The sequence below is a fragment of the Pararhizobium sp. genome (assembly GCF_965279435.1).
Classification (GTDB): Bacteria; Pseudomonadota; Alphaproteobacteria; order Rhizobiales; family Rhizobiaceae; genus Pararhizobium.
Genome location: NZ_CBDIHY010000003.1, coordinates 2,417,681 through 2,437,165, shown reverse-complemented (window position 1 = coordinate 2,437,165; position 19,485 = coordinate 2,417,681). Strand labels below are relative to the sequence as shown.

Annotated in this window: 15 protein-coding genes and 1 pseudogene; 5 read left to right on the top strand and 11 right to left on the bottom strand. The window is 62.0% G+C overall.

What is annotated here, in order from left to right; translation table 11 throughout:
• The first annotated feature begins 44 nt into the window (after window positions 1-44).
• Window positions 45-968 carry a LysR substrate-binding domain-containing protein gene (locus tag ACQY8Q_RS17355; RefSeq protein ID WP_428427707.1) on the top strand — a complete coding sequence of 308 codons (924 nt, stop codon included), beginning with the start codon at window positions 45-47 and terminating at the stop codon, window positions 966-968.
• 7 nt (window positions 969-975) lie between these two features.
• Here ACQY8Q_RS17355 and ACQY8Q_RS17350 read toward each other — a convergent pair whose 3' ends face one another.
• Both ACQY8Q_RS17350 and ACQY8Q_RS17345 read right to left on the bottom strand, forming a co-directional pair.
• Window positions 976-2,337 carry a putative bifunctional diguanylate cyclase/phosphodiesterase gene (locus tag ACQY8Q_RS17350; RefSeq protein ID WP_428427706.1) on the bottom strand — a complete coding sequence of 454 codons (1,362 nt, stop codon included), beginning with the start codon at window positions 2,335-2,337 and terminating at the stop codon, window positions 976-978.
• Between the two features lie 197 nt (window positions 2,338-2,534).
• On the bottom strand, window positions 2,535-4,271 hold the full coding sequence (locus ACQY8Q_RS17345; RefSeq protein WP_428427705.1) for a response regulator: 1,737 nt from the start codon (window positions 4,269-4,271) through the stop codon (window positions 2,535-2,537).
• Window positions 4,272-4,551: 280 nt separating this feature from the next.
• On the opposite strand from ACQY8Q_RS17345, the gene mutL reads away from it, so the two are divergent.
• Window positions 4,552-6,351, top strand: a complete 1,800-nt coding sequence (gene mutL / locus ACQY8Q_RS17340) for a DNA mismatch repair endonuclease MutL (protein WP_428427704.1) — start codon at window positions 4,552-4,554, stop codon at window positions 6,349-6,351.
• Between the two features lie 160 nt (window positions 6,352-6,511).
• Window positions 6,512-6,739, top strand: a complete 228-nt coding sequence (locus ACQY8Q_RS17335; protein WP_113243156.1) for a DUF2093 domain-containing protein — start codon at window positions 6,512-6,514, stop codon at window positions 6,737-6,739.
• A gap of 43 nt (window positions 6,740-6,782) precedes the next feature.
• On the opposite strand, the gene lpxK is transcribed toward ACQY8Q_RS17335, so the two are convergent.
• Entirely contained in the window at window positions 6,783-7,814 is a 1,032-nt protein-coding gene (gene lpxK / locus ACQY8Q_RS17330) for a tetraacyldisaccharide 4'-kinase (RefSeq protein ID WP_428427703.1), read from the bottom strand.
• A 321-nt stretch (window positions 7,815-8,135) separates the two neighbouring features.
• Between lpxK and ACQY8Q_RS17325 the strand changes: the two genes are divergently transcribed.
• A complete protein-coding gene (locus ACQY8Q_RS17325) occupies window positions 8,136-9,230 on the top strand; it encodes a flagellin (protein ID WP_428427702.1) in 1,095 nt (364 codons plus the stop codon).
• A gap of 14 nt (window positions 9,231-9,244) precedes the next feature.
• On the opposite strand, the gene ACQY8Q_RS17320 is transcribed toward ACQY8Q_RS17325, so the two are convergent.
• The 5 genes from ACQY8Q_RS17320 to ACQY8Q_RS17300 all read right to left on the bottom strand — a co-directional run bounded on the left by ACQY8Q_RS17320 (window position 9,245) and on the right by ACQY8Q_RS17300 (window position 13,900).
• Window positions 9,245-9,949 carry an HAD family hydrolase gene (locus tag ACQY8Q_RS17320; RefSeq protein ID WP_428427701.1) on the bottom strand — a complete coding sequence of 235 codons (705 nt, stop codon included), beginning with the start codon at window positions 9,947-9,949 and terminating at the stop codon, window positions 9,245-9,247.
• Window positions 9,950-9,975: 26 nt separating this feature from the next.
• The gene (waaA, locus tag ACQY8Q_RS17315) at window positions 9,976-11,289 is read right to left on the bottom strand and encodes a lipid IV(A) 3-deoxy-D-manno-octulosonic acid transferase (RefSeq protein ID WP_428427700.1); all 1,314 of its coding nucleotides are present in this window, start codon (window positions 11,287-11,289) and stop codon (window positions 9,976-9,978) included.
• A gap of 100 nt (window positions 11,290-11,389) precedes the next feature.
• Complete coding sequence (locus ACQY8Q_RS17310; protein WP_428427699.1) at window positions 11,390-11,626, bottom strand: DUF4170 domain-containing protein; 237 nt, start codon at window positions 11,624-11,626, stop codon at window positions 11,390-11,392.
• Window positions 11,627-11,686: 60 nt separating this feature from the next.
• Window positions 11,687-12,499 carry a 3'(2'),5'-bisphosphate nucleotidase CysQ gene (locus ACQY8Q_RS17305; protein ID WP_428427698.1) on the bottom strand — a complete coding sequence of 271 codons (813 nt, stop codon included), beginning with the start codon at window positions 12,497-12,499 and terminating at the stop codon, window positions 11,687-11,689.
• 54 nt (window positions 12,500-12,553) lie between these two features.
• Window positions 12,554-13,900 carry a TldD/PmbA family protein gene (locus tag ACQY8Q_RS17300; RefSeq protein ID WP_428427697.1) on the bottom strand — a complete coding sequence of 449 codons (1,347 nt, stop codon included), beginning with the start codon at window positions 13,898-13,900 and terminating at the stop codon, window positions 12,554-12,556.
• A 170-nt stretch (window positions 13,901-14,070) separates the two neighbouring features.
• Here ACQY8Q_RS17300 and ACQY8Q_RS17295 point away from each other — a divergent pair, with 170 nt between their 5' ends.
• Complete coding sequence (locus ACQY8Q_RS17295) at window positions 14,071-15,930, top strand: monovalent cation:proton antiporter-2 (CPA2) family protein (RefSeq protein WP_428427696.1); 1,860 nt, start codon at window positions 14,071-14,073, stop codon at window positions 15,928-15,930.
• 6 nt (window positions 15,931-15,936) lie between these two features.
• On the opposite strand, the gene ACQY8Q_RS17290 is transcribed toward ACQY8Q_RS17295, so the two are convergent.
• From ACQY8Q_RS17290 to ACQY8Q_RS17280, 3 genes and pseudogenes are all read right to left on the bottom strand, one after another.
• The gene (locus tag ACQY8Q_RS17290; protein WP_428427695.1) at window positions 15,937-16,806 is read right to left on the bottom strand and encodes a patatin-like phospholipase family protein; all 870 of its coding nucleotides are present in this window, start codon (window positions 16,804-16,806) and stop codon (window positions 15,937-15,939) included.
• Window positions 16,807-16,825: 19 nt separating this feature from the next.
• Complete coding sequence (gene rsmD, locus ACQY8Q_RS17285) at window positions 16,826-17,383, bottom strand: 16S rRNA (guanine(966)-N(2))-methyltransferase RsmD (RefSeq protein ID WP_428427694.1); 558 nt, start codon at window positions 17,381-17,383, stop codon at window positions 16,826-16,828.
• Window positions 17,367-19,447, bottom strand: a pseudogene (locus ACQY8Q_RS17280) (pseudouridine synthase); the annotation flags it as partial. The pseudogene ACQY8Q_RS17280 and the gene rsmD, both read right to left, overlap by 17 nt.
• Window positions 19,448-19,485: the final 38 nt, after the last annotated feature.

Sequence of the window (19,485 nt, the reverse complement as noted above, 5' to 3'; positions counted from 1 at the left end):
AGTGTAACGCTGGAAAAATTAGAGACATCCTATAAGCTGCACTTATGGAAACCCTGCGCCGCCTGCTGCCCTCCGCCTCCAGCCTGATCGTCTTCGAGGCGGCCGGGCGGCATCAGAATTTCACCCGCGCCGCCAATGAGCTGGCGATGACCCAGGCCGCCGTCTCCTATGCCATTCGCGGGCTGGAAGAGCAGCTTGGCGTACCGCTGTTTCACAGGGTTCACCGCGCCGTGCAATTGACGGAAGCCGGCGAGAAATTCCATGCCGACGTCTCGCTCGGCCTGTCACGCATCCAGAAATCGGCCGAGGAAATCCGCGCCAAGCGCCGCGAGACCAATGTGACACTTGCGGCATCAACTGCCTTTGCCTCGATGTGGATGCTGCCACGGCTGACGAAACTGCGCGCGGACCTGCCCGAAATCGACCTGCGCATCCAGACCAGCGTGCGTGATCTCGATCTTGAGGAAGAGCCGATCCCGCTTGCCATTCGCGGCGGCGGCGATCCGGTCAACTGGCCACGCTATCATACCGCACTTTTGGCACCCGAGGTGATCTGCGCCGTGGCATCGCCCGCTTTCGTCGAGGCGAACGGCATGCCGCAGCGACCTGGTGATCTGCTGAAACACCCGTTGATCCATCTGGAGGAGCCGGTCAGGCAGGCCTATAGCTGGCAGGAATGGTTTGCCAGCGCCGGCGTGTCCTATCCCGCCAAGGCGCGGCGGCTGACATTGAATGATTATGTGCTGGTCATCCAGGCCGTGCTTGCCGGTGAAGGCATCGCGCTCGGCTGGAACCATCTGATCGAACGGCAGGTCCGCTCGGGCGCACTCGTTCCGGTCGGCAATCATGTGCTGAAGACGGATTCGGCCTTCTACGTCGTCTGGCCGCGATCGCGCGAGCTTAACCAGCAGGCACGCCGGGTGCGCGATTGGCTTCTGGAGGAAGGCCGCCAAGAGCGGGAGAGCTGAGGAAGTCTCAGACCGCGACGGAGAGGGCCGGGCCGTTGTCGTGATATTTCTCGGCGAGATAACGCAGCGTCGTCACGGAATCGGCGGGCTTTCCGTAGAAATAGCCCTGCCCCATGCCGCAGCCGAGCCCCTTCAGCTTCATGGCTTCCGAGAAATCCTCGATCCCTTCGGCGACGACTTCGAGGTTGAGGCCATCGCACATGGCGATGATCGCCTTGACGATATGCTCGGACGCCCGGTCGGCGGAGATGCGCGAAACGAAGGCGCGATCGACCTTGACCTTGTCGAAGGAGAAATCCCGCAGGCGGCCAAGGCTTGACTGCCCGGTGCCAAAATCGTCGAGCGAAATGCGAACGCCGGCGGCGCGCAGTTCGGTGACGATCTTCTGGGCGACATCCGCATCGGTCATGACGGCGGTCTCGGTGATTTCGAGTTCCAGCCGGCGCGGATCAAGCCCGGCACGCTGGATGATCGACAGGACGTTGGTGGCGGTCATCGGGTCCATCAGCTGCGCCGACGACAGATTGAAGGATAAAAACAGCTCCTTCGGCCAGAGCAGCGCCGTCTCGGCCGCCTTGCGCAGCAGCGTCTCGGAGAGGGAATCGATAAAGCCGCGCTCTTCGGCGAGCGGCACGAAGACGGCAGGAGAGACATAACCGAGATCGGGATCGCACCAGCGGGCAAGTGCTTCGAAACCGACCACCATCTCGGTCTTCAGATTGACGATCGGCTGGAAGTGCACATCGACCTCATCGGCGATGATGGCGTTGCGCAGCGCCTGTTCCAGCTGCGTCGCACGTTTCATCTCCTGGGCGATTTCCTGGGAATAAACCGTGATCTGGCCACGTCCCCGGCGCTTGGAACGATAGAGCGCGGTATCCGCACTCTTCAGAAGTTCCTCGAATTCCTCACCGGCAAAAGGGTAAACCGCGAAACCGAAGGATGCGGACAGGCGGACATTGCGCTCGCCGAGATCAAAGGGCGCCGACAGCACCTCTTTCAGCATATGGCCGATCTTTTCGGCAGCCTTGCGCTCGAACACCAGTGGCAGGACGAAGGCAAACTCGTCGCCACCAGCGCGGATGACGGTCGCGCCATCCGGCACACAGGCAAGCAGGCGGCTCGCCACCTGGCAGAGGATTTCATCACCGGCAGCGGGGCCGAAAAGATCGTTGATCGGCTTGAACCCGTCGAGATTGGCAAGACCAATGGTGAACGGCGCGGGATCGCTGGCGCGATCGGCAGCGATTTCACGCACCTTGTCACGCAGTCTGTAGGAATTGCCCAACCCGGTCAGCGGATCGGTGTAGGCCATTGCATGCAAATCATTCCGGCTGATGTGCTGAGACGGTGTTTCAGCAGAATTCATAAACGCATTCCCAGGATTGGATCAAGCAGTGTCAGAAACAGACGATGGGCATGGAGAGTTAAGATTTCGAAAGCGCGTCTTCCTCTCTTTCCGCATCCTTCTCCCTAATTCTAGGGAGTTGACATCAATATGGTTCAACCCCGTGCTTTTACTGGCCTTTCCCGCGATATTTTAGCGTCTGCGAACACATCGATCCGTCAGCCCGCCAGGCGTTCGGCTTTGGTGTTGACAAACTTGCGGTAGACGGCCTCGATCATGTCCGGACTGATCGGCTTGGTGATGTAATCATCCATGCCGGCGAGCTTGCTCTGTTCGATATCGATATCGAGCGCCTGCGCCGTGACCGCGATGATCGGTGTCTGGAAGACTGCATTTTTCTCAAGCGCGCGGATGGCGCGCGTCGCATCGAAACCGTTCATCACCGGCATCGAGACATCCATCAACACCAGGTTCGGCCGGTATTGCTGCCAGAATTTGACGGCCTCCTCGCCATTGGCGGCGATCCGATAGGATATCCCCAACCCTTCGAGGATCTGCGCAAAGACGAACTGGTTGATTTCATTGTCTTCGGCAACCACGACTTCGACTTCCGGAATAGGACGGCCGGTCAGGTTGGTTTCCGGCACGATGATATCCCAATCGGCAGGCCCTTCGGCCTCCGCTGACGGGAGTTCGCCGATACCGTTTTCGCACAGGGCCAGAATGTTCGCCCGCAATTCGACGGCTTTCCAGTCCCTGGCGATCACCAGGGATGGAGACATCGTCCAGCTCGTGACGGTCGCCAGCGCGTCTGCCATCGTGCCATCGATCAGCAGTGCCTCGATCGTGATCCCGCGTGCCGCACACGCATCCTTGAAGGCTGCAAGCTCGGTGGCATTTCTGACCGCGCAGGCATCGAAACCCCAGCGGCGCAGTTGCGGCACCAGGTTGATTTCGAGAGCGGCTGCCGATGTCAGCAGCAGGATTTTCTGCTTGCCCTTCATGTCCGGATCGATGATGGCGCCGGCCTCGACCAGATGCTGCATGTCGATCGAGCGGAAGGGATCGTAGCAATTCTGCGCAGGAACGAAGGCGCTGTAATCCTTGATGTCCAATGGCGACCGGCCGGACGTGATGTCGTCGAGGCCGCTATAGCCGACGACCAGATCGGTCACATCGTTCATGCAGGTGACCAGCAGATATTTGCCGGGATCACCGACGCGAAACTTACGGGTGACGACCCAGAGATCCTCGCCATCCGCCTGAACGATCTGTTCCGGCTGGCAATAAACAGCGCCACTCTCCAGCGTTTCACGGTCGGATCGCTCGAACTTTTCAGCGAGATCCGGCTCGAGAAGATCCCAGACGGACCGGCCGAGGATGGCGTCGGCCGTCATGCCGTGGATGGCACAGAATGCCTTGTTGACGGCGATATAGCTGAGGTTGCGATCCTTGACGCAGATCGGATTGGGCAGGCAATCGAGGATGCCCTCGGTCAGCTCGACGCGCTCCATGTCGAGCTGCATCTGCTCTTCGCGCTTCTTCTGCTCGGAGACGTCGCTGATGGCGACGATGCCGAGACCGTTCGACAGGCGCCGCTTGCGCACATTGATCCAGCGGTGGCGGCCGATACGCTCGACAACGTCGAAACGCTCGCGCCAATGATGCGACAGATGTTCGGAAATCCATTCGTCGCGATTGGCATGGCGGCGGCTGGTCTCGGGCGCCGTGCCGCTGCGAACGCCGGAATCGAAGATGGCGCCGAGAAAATCCTTCAGCCGTGTTCCAGCCTCCAGAAAATGCGCCGGAATAGGATAGAACTGGAGAATGGGGCGACTGGCAAAAACAATCTCATCATTCTTGTCACAGACAAGAATGGCCAAGCCGAGTGCGTCAGATGTCGCCTCGAGCACGGTTTTCTGGATGTTCGCGCCGAAAGACGCTACATCATTCATTGCATAGCCCTCTTATAACCTTGGCGGCTTCTTTTTCCGGGGACATGCTGACGAACGCGCCTATCGGCCGTATCTGGGGTTCCGTTCCCGGGCGGACAGCTGCGCCACAGGCTCCAAATGACAAAACCTGTGCTCATTCAGGTTGTCGCAGACCGTCGCAGCTTTGTATTAAGGCCAGATTAAACCCGGCCGAATTTGTCACAGACCCACACCTCGACACAGCCGGGGATAGACCCTCCAGCGCACTTTTCATGTGCAGCCGAATCCCGGACAATAGATCATGGCCATCAAGCAGCTCTCAGAAACCCTTATCAACCAGATCGCCGCCGGTGAGGTCATCGAACGCCCCGCCAGCGCGGCCAAGGAACTGATCGAGAATGCGCTCGACGCTGGCGCCACCCGCATCGAGATCGCCACGGCGGGCGGTGGCAAGACGCTGCTGCGGGTGACGGACAACGGCTCCGGCATGGGGCCGGACGATCTCGAACTGGCGGTGCGCCGCCACTGCACTTCCAAGCTCGACGACAATCTTCTCGATATCCGCACGCTCGGGTTTCGAGGCGAAGCTCTGCCCTCGATCGGCTCGGTGGCGCGGCTGACGATCACCAGCCGTCCGGGTGGCGCCAGCCACGGCGCCGAGATCGGCGTGTTTGGCGGCAAGCTGCAGCCGGTGAAGCCCGCGGCCGTCAACCAAGGCACCGTGGTCGAGGTGCGCGACCTGTTCTTTGCGACGCCGGCACGGCTCAATTTCATGAAGACCGAACGGGCCGAAGCCTCGGCTATCTCCGAGGTCGTCCGGCGCATGGCGATCGCCTTTCCGGGCGTGCGCTTCGTTCTGTCCGGCTCAGATCGCACAACGCTGGAATTCCCCTCGACCGGCGACGACCGGCTGGCGCGGATCGCCCAGGTGCTGGGCCGGGATTTTCGCGACAACGCGATCGAGATCGATGCCGAGCGCGAAGGGGCGCGGCTCACGGGCTTTGCCGGCGTGCCGACCTTCAACCGTGGCAACTCGCTGCAGCAATATGCCTTCGTCAACGGCCGTCCCGTACAGGACAAGCTGATCTGGTCGGCCCTTCGCGCTGCCTATGCTGAAACCATCCCGCAAGGGCGCTATCCGGTGGCGGTGCTGTCGCTGACAGTCGATCCGGATGTGGTCGACGTCAACGTGCATCCGGCGAAATCCGACGTCCGCTTCCGCGATCCCGGCATGGTGCGCGGTCTGATCATCGGCGCCATCCGCCAGGCACTGGCGCAGGACGGCGACCGGGCTTCGACAACCGGTGCCAGCGGCCTGATGCGGGCCTTCCGGCCGGAACCGCAGCGGCCAAACGCCAACTGGACGGCCGCCACGTCGCCCTACCGGCCGATGGATTTCGGCTCAGCGGCTGCCGGTTTCGGCGAACGGCCGCAGGCAGCCTTTGCCGAGATGGCAATGCCGTCGGCCCGAACGCCGTTCAGCGAACCCGAACTGGCCGCAGCGCCACACCCGGACAAATCCCATCCGCTTGGCGCAGCCCGGGCGCAGCTGCATGAAAACTATATCGTCGCCCAGACGGAGGATGGCCTTGTGATTGTCGATCAGCATGCTGCGCACGAGCGGCTGGTGTTCGAGGAATTGCGCAAGGGGCTGAATTCCAGGCCGATCCCGGCGCAGGCCCTGCTCATTCCCGAGATCGTCGATCTGCCGGAAGACGACTGCGACCGACTGATCAGCCATTCCGCCGAATTCTCGCGGCTCGGGCTCGGTATCGAACGCTTCGGTCCGGGCGCCATCGCCATCCGCGAGACACCGTCGATGCTCGGCGAGATGGATGCCGTCGGGTTGGTGCGGCAACTGGCCGATGAGCTGGCCGAATGGGACACGGCCAACGGTCTTGCCAGCCGGCTCGACTATCTCGCCGCCACCATGGCCTGCCATGGTTCGGTGCGCTCCGGCCGGCGGCTGCGGCCCGAGGAAATGAATGCGCTGTTGCGGCAGATGGAGGCAACGCCGGGATCCGGCCAGTGCAATCATGGGCGGCCGACCTATATCGAACTGAAGCTATCCGATATCGAGCGGCTATTCGGGCGCAGTTGAGCATCCGGGCCGTCAATTGGGCTGGAAATTCAGGCAATGTCGCGCTAGAGCATGATCACAACAGATGACGCTGAAACGCTCGTCTTGACGCGTCCACCCGGATGCCTGTCGAGACAGCGCTTCCAAACAGCGGGCGAAATTGATGCGGGGTCGCAGGACGATGAACAGATTTGAGGGCAACGGCAACCGGGAAGCCAAGATCCGTTATCTCGATGGCGACTTCCAGATCGTTTTGCCGGGATCGCACGTCATCTGCGCGATGACCGGCGCCGTTATCCCGGTCGATGAGCTGCGCTACTGGAGCGTCGCGCGGCAGGAACCCTATGCCGACGCCGAAGCTTCCTATGAGGCCGACAAGCGCGCCGGCATTCTGCCAAACCAGATTTAGACGATCCGTCAATCCACCCTAATCACGGGCGGCGGCACTGTGCCTACGGCTTGCGCAGATTGCGGGTCCGCGCTGCCTTGACCGCCGCGTCGATGATCTTGCCCGATGAGCCCGGATCGTCAAAGCGGACCTCGACCTCGATCACCCTGCTCTTTTCCATCAATTCTCCGGCGCGGCCATGCTCGGGTTCCAGCCGCACTATGTCCTTGGCGGTGGTCACCAGCTGGTAGCCATGGGCGGCCGCGTGGTCGATGAGATCGCTGATCTCGTCCTCGGAAAAACGGTGGTGGTCGGGAAAGCTGCGGGTTTCCGCAATGATCGCCCCCGTCTCGCGCACCGTGCGAAAGAACTTTTCCGGATCGGCGATGCCGACCCAGGCCAGAACCTGAACATCCTTCAGCCCGCCATCATCGAGATGTTCGACGTTAGCGGCATAAATCTGCTTGCCGGCACGCGCCGAGCGGCGGATCAGGTCGTCGGCACGATCGCCGTTACCGATCTTCAAAAGTGCGGAGGCGTGGCGGATTTGCTGGCGGATCGGCGCCCGCACCGGACCGGCCGGGATCAGGAAGCCATTGCCGATGCCCCGGCGGCTGTCGATCACCAACAGCGAAAAATCAAATGTCAGCCGGGCGCTCTGAAAACCATCATCCATGATGATGATATCGGCACCTTCGGCCACCAGCCTGCGGGCGCCTTCGACACGTTTGCGGCAGATCACCGCCAGGCCTTCGCGCGCCAGAAGCAGCGGTTCGTCGCCGACGTCGCGGGCACGGTGATGGGCGGGATCGACCACCGTGGTGACATCAAGCGAGCCGCCATAGCCACGGCTGAGGAAGCCGGGTTTCAGGCCGCGCTGGCGGGCAGCACGGGCCAGTGCGATCGCCGTCGGCGTCTTGCCCGCTCCACCGACGGTGAAATTGCCGACGCAGATGACCGGGACCGGCACGGACGCACGCCGCGCATGATCCATGCGCGAACCGGAAATACGCCCGTAAATCCACGAAAAGGGCCACAGGCCATAGGCGCGCCAATCGGCCTTGGTCCACCAGAATGGCGGTGCATCAGAAACCATCAGTCCTTCCAGGCCTCCCGCGCCGGCCGGTTCTCCCGGTTTTCGCAATGTTCTGCGCGGCGAAATTCTTGTCCGATCGAAAACATTTTTTTCAGCAGAAAAAAGCCCACTCGATCCGCTGCACAAAACGTCAGATTGCCGGGAATTGCAAGCCGCGCGCGTATCGAACGGCGCAATGACCCGTTGATGGAACACACCAAACGGCATTGCCAGGCCAAATGTACCGCCGCTCGATATACCGAGTATTAACCAGACTACGCCACTCTCGGTTAACCAGATTTGGTGCCTTCCGTTTTCCTGTTTTTTGTAGCGGACATAAAAATGAACATAAGTTTCAACTCGGCGGCCACCGCCGCTTTGGCAATTCTGCGCCATAATGACAGCACCCATGCCAAGATGCAGGATGTCATCACCACCGGCATGCGGATCTCGGAGGCAGCCGACAATGCCGCCTATTGGTCGATCGCCACCGACATGCGCAACACCACCAAGGCCACGAGCACCGTGATCGACGCGCTGGAGCTCGGGGCCGCCCTCGTCGACGTGTCCTATCAGGGGATGGAAGACCTCATCTCCATCACCTCCGAGATCAAGACCAAGATCGTGGCGATGAAAGAGCCGGGCGTCGACCGCTACAAGGTCAGCTCGGAAATCTACGAGCTCGAAAAACAGTTTCTCTCGACCGCCCAGTCCTCGTCGTTCAACGGCCGCAACCTTTTGGCGCCGGGCGAGCTGCGCTATACCGAAAAAAGCTATGTCGACGGCAATGGCAAGACGCTGAACTATATCGAGATGAAAGCCCCGGACGCCAATGTCGCCTTTGGCGGCATCGTTGCCAGCTATACCAAGGGCGCGGTCGGCATCATCAACATCTATGGCGACAGCAACCTCAATGTCTTCGGCCCGGCCACCTACAAGAACGACGACGGCAGCACCTCAGCCCAGAACGGGCTGGTTGATACGCCGCAGGCCGATGGCATGACTGGTGGGGTGGCGCATCAGGACCCCGGCAAGGGAACGGCCTGGCTACCGGCCTTCAACGGCCGCACCCAGATCGGCTTTGCCAACGGCGCCCAGACCGACGATATGTACAGCGCCTCGCATATGGGCGAAGTGCCGGACGATCTGGTGGGCTACGCGACCGATCTTCTGTTGAAACGCTATGACGATATTCACAAAACCCTGACCGACCGGGGAGCGACGCTTGGCTCGCTCAGCATGCGTATCGAGATGCAGACGGACTTCAACCGCACCCTGACGGCAACGATCCAGAAGGGTGTCGGGCGGCTGGTGGATGCCGATATGAACGACGCCTCCACCAAGCTCAAGGCCATCCAGGCGCAAGTGCAACTGGCCGTTCAGGCGCTCAACATCGCCAACAATGCGCCATCGCTGTTGATGCAGCTGTTCCGGTAAAATCCGGGCGAACGCTAGATCAACACCGCTTCAAGCTCGGTGATGTCGTTGAGGCAATGATCCGATGCCCCCGCGAGCGATTGCGGCGAGCCGGTGCCGGTCAGGACAGCGACTGTCAGTCCAACGCCGGCATTGCGGCCCATGTGCAGGTCGTGATTGTTGTCACCGACGACTGCGACCTGATGCGGCTCAAGCCCGGTTGCGGCGCAGAAACCATGCACCATGCCAGGCTGCGGCTTGGTGCCAAAGCCACTGTCATAACCCGCGACGTAGTGCAGATAACCATCGAAACCGAAGCGCTTGGCGGTTTCGCGGATCGAGCGCTCGTTGTCGCTCGAGGCGACGCCGAGGCGGTAGCCCTTGGCATGCAGATTAGCAAAGAACGTGGCGAGATCGGTGACCGGCACCGCATACTGAGCCGAATTGGAAAACAGCCCGTCAAGCTTCGCCGTTAAGGCCTCGACCGTATAGGGCGCGCCGGCTTTAACCATGCCGGTGGCAATCTCGACGGTGTTGCCCGCAGCCAGCAGGCTGTCGGGCAGGACATGGCCGGTATCGGGATCCATGCCACCAGCGACAAGCAGACGCCGGGCGAGTTCGGCATCGCCATTGGCAGCGATACTGGCGACTTCATAGTTCACCGGCACCCAGCTCTTCACATAATCGAGCAGCGTCCCGTCCTTGTCGAAGAGGATGCCGGAAATGGTCCTGTCGGTCATCGTTACTATCCCCCCAGAAGAAAGTGTCAGTTATCGCCGCGTGGCAGCAGCCGTGCCTTTACCGTCAGCGGATTGATATAGGGCTCAAGGCCCCGGATCGTCGCCGATAGCGCGCCGCGCATTTCATGCACGGTTTCGAGCCCGGCATCGATCATCCTGTGGCGAACCTCGTCGTTGACGAGAAGATAATTCACCCCCTTGGCCAGCATCTCGACATCGCGGATGATCTTGGCGCTGCCGTTCTTGGCAAGCATCTGGTAGGTGTCGCGGAAATTCTGCACATTGCCGCCCGACAGGATGGCGCAGCCGAGCATGGCCGGCTCCAGCGGGTTCTGTCCGCCTTCGGCAAACAGCGAACGGCCGACAAAAGCCACCTCGGTCAACCGCAGGTAAAGCCCCATCTCGCCGATCGTATCGCCCAGCAGGATATCGGTTTCCGGCGTGATCGGATCGTTGCGGGTGCGCCGCGCGACCGTCAGTCCCTTGGACGTCAGCATCGTTTCGATCGCATCGCAGCGCTCGGGGTGGCGCGGCACGATGATGGTCAAAAGGCCGGTACGTTCCTTCAGGGCGCGATGGACGATGCCGGCGGCATTCTCCTCGCCCTCGAAGGTCGAGATGGCGGCCCAGGTCTTGCGGCCGCCGATCTGCTGACGGTAGTGCTTCAGCGCCTGATTGTCATGCGGCGGCGCATCGGTATCGACCTTGAGATTGCCGGACACCATAACCGGCAGCGCGCCAAGGGTCCGGAAACGGTCCGCATCGGCCTCCGACTGGGCAATGACCAGCGCCAGGTTTTCAAACAGCGCGTCGGCAAGCCAGAGGCGCTTCTTCCAGCGACCGAAGGTGCGATCGGACAGACGGCCGTTGACCAGAACCTGCGGTATATGACGCCGCCCGAGCTCCATCATCGTCATCGGCCATATCTCCGATTCCGCGATGATCGCCAGATCCGGCTCCCAATAATCGAGGAAACGGCTGACGGCCGGCTTGAAATCGAGTGGCACATATTGATGGATGACACGCGAGCCGAGCCGCTCGGCAACAATGCGAGCCGATGTCTTCGTGCCGGTGGTCAACACGACCGAGATACCGCGGCGGGAGACTTCATTGATCAGCGGAATGATGGCAGTGGTCTCGCCAACGCTAGCGGCATGAAACCAGACCAGCGGCCCTTGCGGACGCGGCGCGCTGGCATGGCCATAGCGCTCCTGACGGCGGGCACTGTCTTCCTTGCCCTTGGCGGCGCGGACGGCAAGATAGCCCCAGACCAGCGGATAGACCGCCGTGCCGATCCAGCGATAGCTGGACAAAGCCAATCGGGCGAGCATGCGGGTCATAGGGACAAGACTCCCCCGCAACGGCCAGCCCGACGGCTGTCCGCGTTTGCGGCGGCGGCCCGTTCAGCCGCATGGTTTACCTGTCCAAAACGCCCTGGCATCAAGCCTGTTCCGGATCCAGCAACCGGTGCATGTGGACAATGAAATAGCGCATATGCGCATTATCGACAGTCAACTGAGCCTTGGACTTCCAGGCGGTCAGGGCGCTGTCGTAATCAGGGAAGATGCCGACGACATCGAGTTTTTCCAGATCACGGAACTCAACACCGGTCAGCGTTGTCAATTCACCGCCGAACACCAGATGCAGCCGCTGTTTTACTTCCGAATTCTGAGCCATCAGACCTTCCAATTTTCTTGCCGTATTTTGCTTGTGGTTTGCGGCATTCAGCCGGAAAGGTCAATGGCCCTCCAGCCCCCGCGATGCGGCAATCAATGCCGGTAATGCAGGCTTTGCCGCCGCACACAGGACCGTATGGCGAACATTGGGGCGATTGTAGGAAAGCGGCTCTCCATCGAGACTAAAAAGCGCGCCGCCGGCCCGTTCCAGGATCAGATCGGCCGCCGCCAGATCCCAGTCATGGGAGTTTTTCTTGACGACCGTGCCATCGATCCGGCCATCGGCAATCATCGCAATCCGGTAGGCAAGCGACGGCACATGCGGAATGCGCGACACGCTGGCGCGGTAACCGGGCTCCAGAAGCCCGACCGTCTCTTCGGCAAGCGCGATCCGCAAAATCTCGGACCCCATCGGTTTGACGGTGATCGGCGAGCCGTTCTTTAGCGCCTCGCCCGCCGATGTCGCCTGAAACAATTCACCCAGTGCCGGGGCGAACAGAACACCCGCAACGGGCCGGCCGAGATGCACGACGGCGACGCTGACGCACCAGACATCCTTGCCAGCGATGAAGGCACGGGTTCCATCAATGGGATCGACGACGAAGACCGTGTCGCAGCCAAGCCGGGCTTGGTCATCATCGGTTTCCTCCGACAGCCAACCATAGTTCGGCCGGGCGGCCAGAAGCTTTTCCTTGAGAATATCGTTGGCGGCAAAATCGGCTTCGCTGACCGGCGAACGGCCACCGTTCTTCCACTGGACCTCCGGATCCTTGCGGAAATAGGACAGTGCCTTTTCACCCGCAGCCTTCGCCGCCATCGTGATCAGGTCCAGATCGCCGGACCATTGCTCCGGCGATGGGCGAACGGCATTCATGTCAACTTCCGTTTCCCGCAGCATCCGCCGCGTTAAAGAGACTTGGACGGGCGCTTACTTTCCAGCGAGCGTCATGCCCTCAATAGCAAGCGTCGGGGCAGCGACGCCGAATTTGCGGTCGATATCGTCGGCAAGCGTGATGGCAAAGAACATCTGCTTGAGATTGGAGGCAATCGTGACTTCCGAGACCGGGAAGGTCAATTCGCCATTCTCGATCCAGAAGCCGGAAGCGCCCCGGCTGTATTCGCCGGTCAGCATATTGACGCCCTGGCCGATCAATTCGGTGACGTAGAAACCCGTTCCGATACTGCGGATCAGGTCTTCGCGCGAGATATCGCCGGGTTCCAGCGCAAAATTTGTTGCCGAGGGTGAAACCGCCGTGCCGCCGCGCGCGCCGCGCCCGTTGGTCTCTAAACCCAGTTCCCGGCCGGTCGAGGTCGAGAGGAACCACTGTTGCAACACACCATCCTCGATCATCGAGAGTTTCTGCCCGGTGACCCCTTCGCCGTCGAACGGGCGCGAAGACGAGCCGCGCACCACCAGCGGATCATCGGTCACGGTGATGCCGGCCTTCATCACCGGTTTTCCCATCATGTCGCGCAGGAAGCTCGTCTTGCGAGCAACCGAGGCACCGTTGATCGCGCCGGCGATATGCCCGGCAAAACCGCGCGACATGCGCGGATCGAAAACGACGGTGACATTCTTCTGGGTCGGCACCTGGCGCGGGCCGATCCGGGCAACCGCCTTTCCGCCGGCGGTGCGGCCGATCTCGGCTGCGGATTTCAGGTCGGCGAAATAGAGGCGGCTGTCGAAATCATAGTCGCGTTCCATCTTGGTGCCGTCGCCGGCAATGGCGCTGACCGAGCGGCCAAAACGGGTGCCCATATAGGCGCCGGAAAAACCATGCGACGTGACCAGGACCATGCCGCCCATGCCCGCAGATGCGCCGGCACCGCTCGAATTGGTGACACCGCTGACGGCAAGTGCTGCCTCTTCGGCTTCAAGGGCTGCGGCCGTCAGAGTTTCAGTCGAAACCTCAGTCGGGTCATAAAGTTCAAGATCAGGATAGGAGCGCGCCAGGCGCTCGCTGTCGGCAAGCGTTGCATAGGGGTCTTCGGGAGAGGCCTTGGCCATCGCCACCGCACGCTCGGCAAGCACCTTCAGATCAAAGCCCGGATTGGCCGAAACGCTGGCGACACGGCGGCCGACGAAAACCCTCAGCGAGAAATCATCGCTTTCCGAGGCGTCGGTACCCTCGACCTTGCCAAGCCGCACGGACACGGAACGGGAGCGGCCCCGGACCACTACCGCATCGGCCTGATCGGCACCCGCTTTCAGCGCCAAATCGATGAGCGCGGCCGCCCTTGTCTGCAGAACACCGGAATCGATAATATCGGACATGATTTAGCCTTTCATTCCCGCTCCATTTATTGTGCAGTAGGACCGGCATCAAGGGCATATCCTGATTCTTGATCGCCGCCCCCGACCAAATGCCGAATTTAGGGCAAACTCCTGCCCAGCCAGACACGCCAGAGCCGGAATATGCGGCTGCGCGCCAGGGAAGAACACGTATGTCGACGACACCCGCCCTCACCTCACAGGCCCTGCTCTTGCTCGGTGGAGCCGTCGTGGCAGCGCCGATCTTCAAGAAGCTCGGGCTCGGCACCGTACTCGGTTATCTCGCAGCCGGCATCATCATCGGTCCGCTTCTGCACCAGATCACCGAGGGTGAGCAAATCCTCGGCTTTGCCGAACTCGGCGTGGTCTTCCTGCTGTTCATCATCGGGTTGGAGCTCAAGCCGTCGCGCCTGTGGCAGATGCGGCGCGACATCTTCGGGCTTGGCACCGCACAGGTGCTGGTGACCGGTACCGCGATCTCGGCAATCGTTTTCTGGGCCGGACTGCTCGACTGGAGCGGCAGCGTCATCACCGGCTTCGGACTGGCGCTGTCATCGACGGCTTTTGCGCTGCAGATCCTTGATGAGAACGGCGACACCAACACCCGTTATGGCCAGCGTGCCTTCTCGGTCCTGCTCTTGCAGGATCTGGCGATCGTGCCACTTCTGGCACTCATCCCTCTGCTCGCCCTGCAGGCACCGGAAGATACGACGCCGCCGCTACAGGATTTCTCGGTCGCGGTCGGTGCAATCCTGATCATGGTCATTGCCGGCCGCTATCTGCTCAACCCGCTGTTCCAGGTCATCGCCCGCACCGGCGCGCGCGAGGTCATGATTGCGGCAGCACTGCTGATCGTTCTGGGAGCCGCCACCATCATGCAGCTCGCCGGGCTTTCCATGGCAATGGGGGCCTTCCTGGCCGGCGTGCTTCTGGCGGAATCATCCTACCGCCATGAACTGGAAGCCGATATCGAGCCGTTCCGTGGTCTGCTGCTTGCCCTGTTCTTCATGGCGGTCGGGCTGTCACTGGACCTTGGTGTCATCATGAAGAACTACGTGCTGATCCTGATCGCCGTACCCCTGTTGATGCTGGTCAAGGCGCTGGTGATCTACACGCTCTGCCGCGTCACCGGCTCGCCGCACAATGATGCCGTACGGATCAGCCTTCTCCTGCCGCAGGGCGGGGAATTCGGTTTCGTCCTGTTCACGGCCGCTGCCACCGCCGGTGTGTTTCCAGACAGCTGGGCGTCTCTGCTGATCGTCATCGTAACGCTCTCCATGGCGCTGACGCCTGCCGCTTCCGCCCTGGCCGGGCTTTTGATGCAGGAGCAGGATGAGGCGACGGAGGAGATGGAGGAGGATTTCGATGGTGCCGGCGCCGATGTGCTGATGATCGGGTTTTCCCGCTTCGGCCAGATCGCCTCGCAAATCCTTCTCGCCGGCGGCCGCGAAGTGACGATCATCGACCATTCGGCCGCCCGTGTGCGCCAGGCTGCGACCTTCGGGTTCCGGATCTATTTCGGCGACGGAACGCGGCTGGACGTGCTGCGTGCCGCCGGGATCGAGCGGGCCAAGATCGTCGCTATCTGCACGCAAAAGCAGGAGATCACCGACCGGATCGTCGACATGGTACAGGCGGAATATCCGAATGCCCGGATTTTTGCCCGCGCCTATGACCGGCTGCATACCCTGTCGCTGCGCGCCCGTGGCGTCGATTACGAATTGCGCGAGACGTTCGAATCCGGGCTGGTATTCGGCCGCAAGACGCTGGAAGGGCTGGGGATCGCCGATAACGAGGCAGAGGAAATCATGAACGATATCCGCCGCCGCGACGAAGCCCGGCTGGTGGTGCAGGAGGCGGAAGGCATCAGCGCCGGCCGCGACATGCTGCATTTCGAACCGGTCAAGCCGGAGCCGCTGATCAAGCCGAGGCGCGAAGCAGCGCCCTCGCTGGCGGCCGACGACGATATACTGCCGGAATCCGCGCCGGTGAAACCAAAACCGGCCAGCGATGTTCTGGCTGGAGCCGATTGATCCGTCCTAGCCCCGGATTCTGGCGTTAAAGGCGGTATCGAGTGCCGCCTTCAACTGATCCTTGACCGCAGCAGTGGCGCCCAGCACTTCCTGGGCTCTCAGAAAATCCATCACCCGGAAGCGGCTGACCTCGGGGCGCAGCAGGATATCGGGCCGATGCGCCTTCAGCTTCATCGCGATGATCGACTGCATCATCAGTTGGCTTGCGCCGAACAGGCTGTCGATCCGGCTCGGCATGGTTTCGCCGTCACCATCCGGTCCACCAACCACATCGACGGCGATGACGATATCGGCCAGACCGGTCAGGTGATCGAAGGGGACCGGATTGTAGATGCCACCGTCGATCATCACGCGGCCATCGATACGCACCGGCATGAAGACGGCTGGAAGGGCTGCCGATGCGGCCAGCGCCTGGTGCAGGTCGCCGTCCTGACAGACGCGCTCGGTCTGCCCGTAATAATCCGTTGTCATCACCTTCAACGGAATGTGCAGCTCGGAGAAATCTTTGGGAATGGCGTCCGGGAGAAAGGCGGGCAGGATGCGCTCGATATTGAACTGGCCGACCCGAAAACCGCCGGTCACGGCCTTGGCGAAACTTGCCGGCCGCAGGCTCCACAGCCGGTTGACGATCTCTTTGCGCCGGCCGACCGTTGCCAGCGTATGCTCGCGGATATCGGCACCGCTCAGACCCGCTGCCATGCCTGCGCCCATGATCGCTCCGATGGACGAGCCAGCGATAGCAACCGGGCGGATGCCGAGTTCGTTCAGCGTTTCGATGACATGAATATGGGCAAGCCCGCGCGCGCCGCCGCCGCCGAGTGCAAGCACGACGGTCGGGTTGGCTGATGACTGCGATATGTCGAGGCCTTGCGTCATGCTCAGCGTCTTTCCGGTGTCACGCGGCGCGGTAACGGTAGAAATGCATCTTGGTTTCGCCGAACAGGCGGTCGTCGATGAAGTCGAAGCCATCCTGCAGCACAGGATAAACATCGGCCCGCTCTTCGAGCACGGCAAGCGCGCCCGGCACCAGCCAGCCGCCATTGGCGGCCGACGTCAGCGCCTTCTCTCCCAGGCCCTTGCCATAGGGCGGGTCAGCGAAGAGAAAGTGGAAAGGTTCGACGGTACCGGCTGGACCGAGATCGGTCGCATCACGGCGGAAGACACGCGCCCGGCCGGTCAGGCCGAACGCTTCGATATTGGTGCGCAACAGGCCCCTGCCCTCAGCGCCCATTTCAACGAACAGGGCCTGGCGGCAACCGCGCGACAGGGCTTCAAGCCCGACGGCGCCGGTACCGGCAAACAAATCCAGCACCCGGCCCTCAAGCGCTTCCGGATAGGAGTGGCTGAGGATATTGAACAGGCTTTCGCGCGTCCGGTCCGTGGTCGGCCGGATGTCGTTGGAATTGGGCGTCGCGAGCCCGCGCCCGCGAAACTCGCCACCGACGATCCGCACCGGCGCTTAGTTCCCGCGTCCGCGTGGCTTGCCACCACCGGCTGGGCCTCCACCCGAAGGCTTGCCACCACCCGTGCTGGGCTTGCGGGGACCACCGGTTTTGGCACCGAACGGCTTTGCTCCGCCCGGCTTGCCGCCAAACGATTTTCCGCCGGCTGGCCGATCGCCCGAGGGCTTGCCGCCAAACGGACGGTCACCATCACGGCGTGGGGGTCGATCACCCTGTGGACGGTCGCCCTGCGGACGATCGCCACGCGGCGGGCGATCACCAAAATCACGCGGCTTGCGATCGCCGTCTTCACGCGAGAACGACTTTTCGCCAAACGGCTTGCGCGGACGATCGCCTTGCGGGCGCTCACCGGCAGGCCGGTCGCTTCTCGGACGGTCGGAGAACGAGCGGGCACCTTCGGCACGCGGCTTGCGATCACCAAATGGCTTGTCGCCATCACGGCGGGGCGGGCGGTCGCCCTGAGGACGCGCACCCTGGGGGCGATCACCCTGCGGACGATCTCCACGTGGAGCGCGGTCGCCGAAGCTGCGGGCGCCACGATCATCGCCACCCGAACGCTTGCGGTCGCCACCACGGCTTTCGTCGCGGCTTGGCTCGTCGGTTGCGCGGATCCAGTCGTTGTCGTCTGCGTCACGCGTGACGATCACGCGTGGACCGCGATCGGGACGATCGTAGACGGACGCCTTCTTGCGGTCCGGATCGAACTTCCGGTTGGACTTGGTCGCCACGCCATCCCTGGACTTGCCATAACGCTTGACGTCCGGCGCGCCTTCCGGGCGCTCGCGGCGCACAGGCTTTTCAGCAACGTCGGTAGCTTGAGCATCCTTCGGCTTCTTTTCCGGCAGAGGCCGGGCGCCGGGCGCCATCCAGACATTGGCCTTACGGGCCCGGAAACCTGGTTCGCGCTTGGGGCCGTCAAATTTCGCCTCGGGCGCATCGCGTCCGCCTCGGTCATTGCGGTCGGGGCGGGAGCCGCCACGATCGTCGCGCCGTGTCGTATCCAGCCGCGACAAAGCACGCTCGCGCTTGTCGCCGGCCTTTTCCTTGAACGCACCACGCTCGCGGGCTTCCGGCTTTCCGGCGGCCCATTCGTTCTTCTGCGGCTTTTCGTCTTCGCCGGCTGCGGCATCGAAGATCGGCGCATCGAAATTCGCCTTGGCATCTTCGATCAGGCGCGGGCCGAGCTGGTCGCGCAGCGTGCGGCCACGAATTTCCTGGGCCTGACCTTCCGGCAGTTCGCCGAGCTGGAACGGGCCATAGGAAATGCGGATCAGCCGATTCACGTCGAGGCCAAGCGCGCCCATGACGTTCTTGATTTCGCGGTTCTTGCCTTCGCGCAGGCCCATGGTGATCCAGACGTTGGAACCCTGAACCTTGTCGAGCGTCGCATCGATGGCGCCGTAGAGTACGCCGTCTACGGCGATACCGTCCTTGAGCTTATCCAGCGCTGCCTGATCGATAGTGCCGTGGGCGCGGACGCGGTAGCGGCGCAGCCAGCCAGTGGCGGGCAGTTCGAGCACACGGGCCAGACCGCCATCGTTTGTCAGCAACAGCAGGCCTTCGGTATTGATGTCGAGGCGGCCGATGGACAGGACGCGCGGCAGCTCTTCCGGCAGGTTGTCAAAAACGGTGGCGCGGCCTTCCGGATCGGAGTTGGTGGTCACCAGGCCGGACGGCTTGTGGTAGAGCCAGAGGCGGGTGCGCTCGATGCCGCGGATCGGCTGGCCGTCCACTTCGATGTGATCGGCGAGCGTCGCGTTGACGACCGGGCTGTCGAGCAGCTTGCCGTTGAGCGAAACGCGGCCTTCCATGATCATGCGCTCGATATCGCGGCGCGAGGCCACGCCAGCGCGGGCCATGATCTTCGAAATACGCTGCGGCACCTCGGCGCTGACGGTTTCCGTCGCTGATGGACGCGGCTTGCGCGGCTTCTCGGCATCGGTGTTATCCACAGCCGAATGATCGGCAGCGGTGTTGCGCGCGCCGGTATAGGGCTTCTTGTCGGACCGTGCGGGTTTGCCGCCAGGCCGCTGGGGCTTGTCTTTGAATGTCATTTGTGTTGCCTGCCTTTTGGGCTGTCCTATCAGGTCAC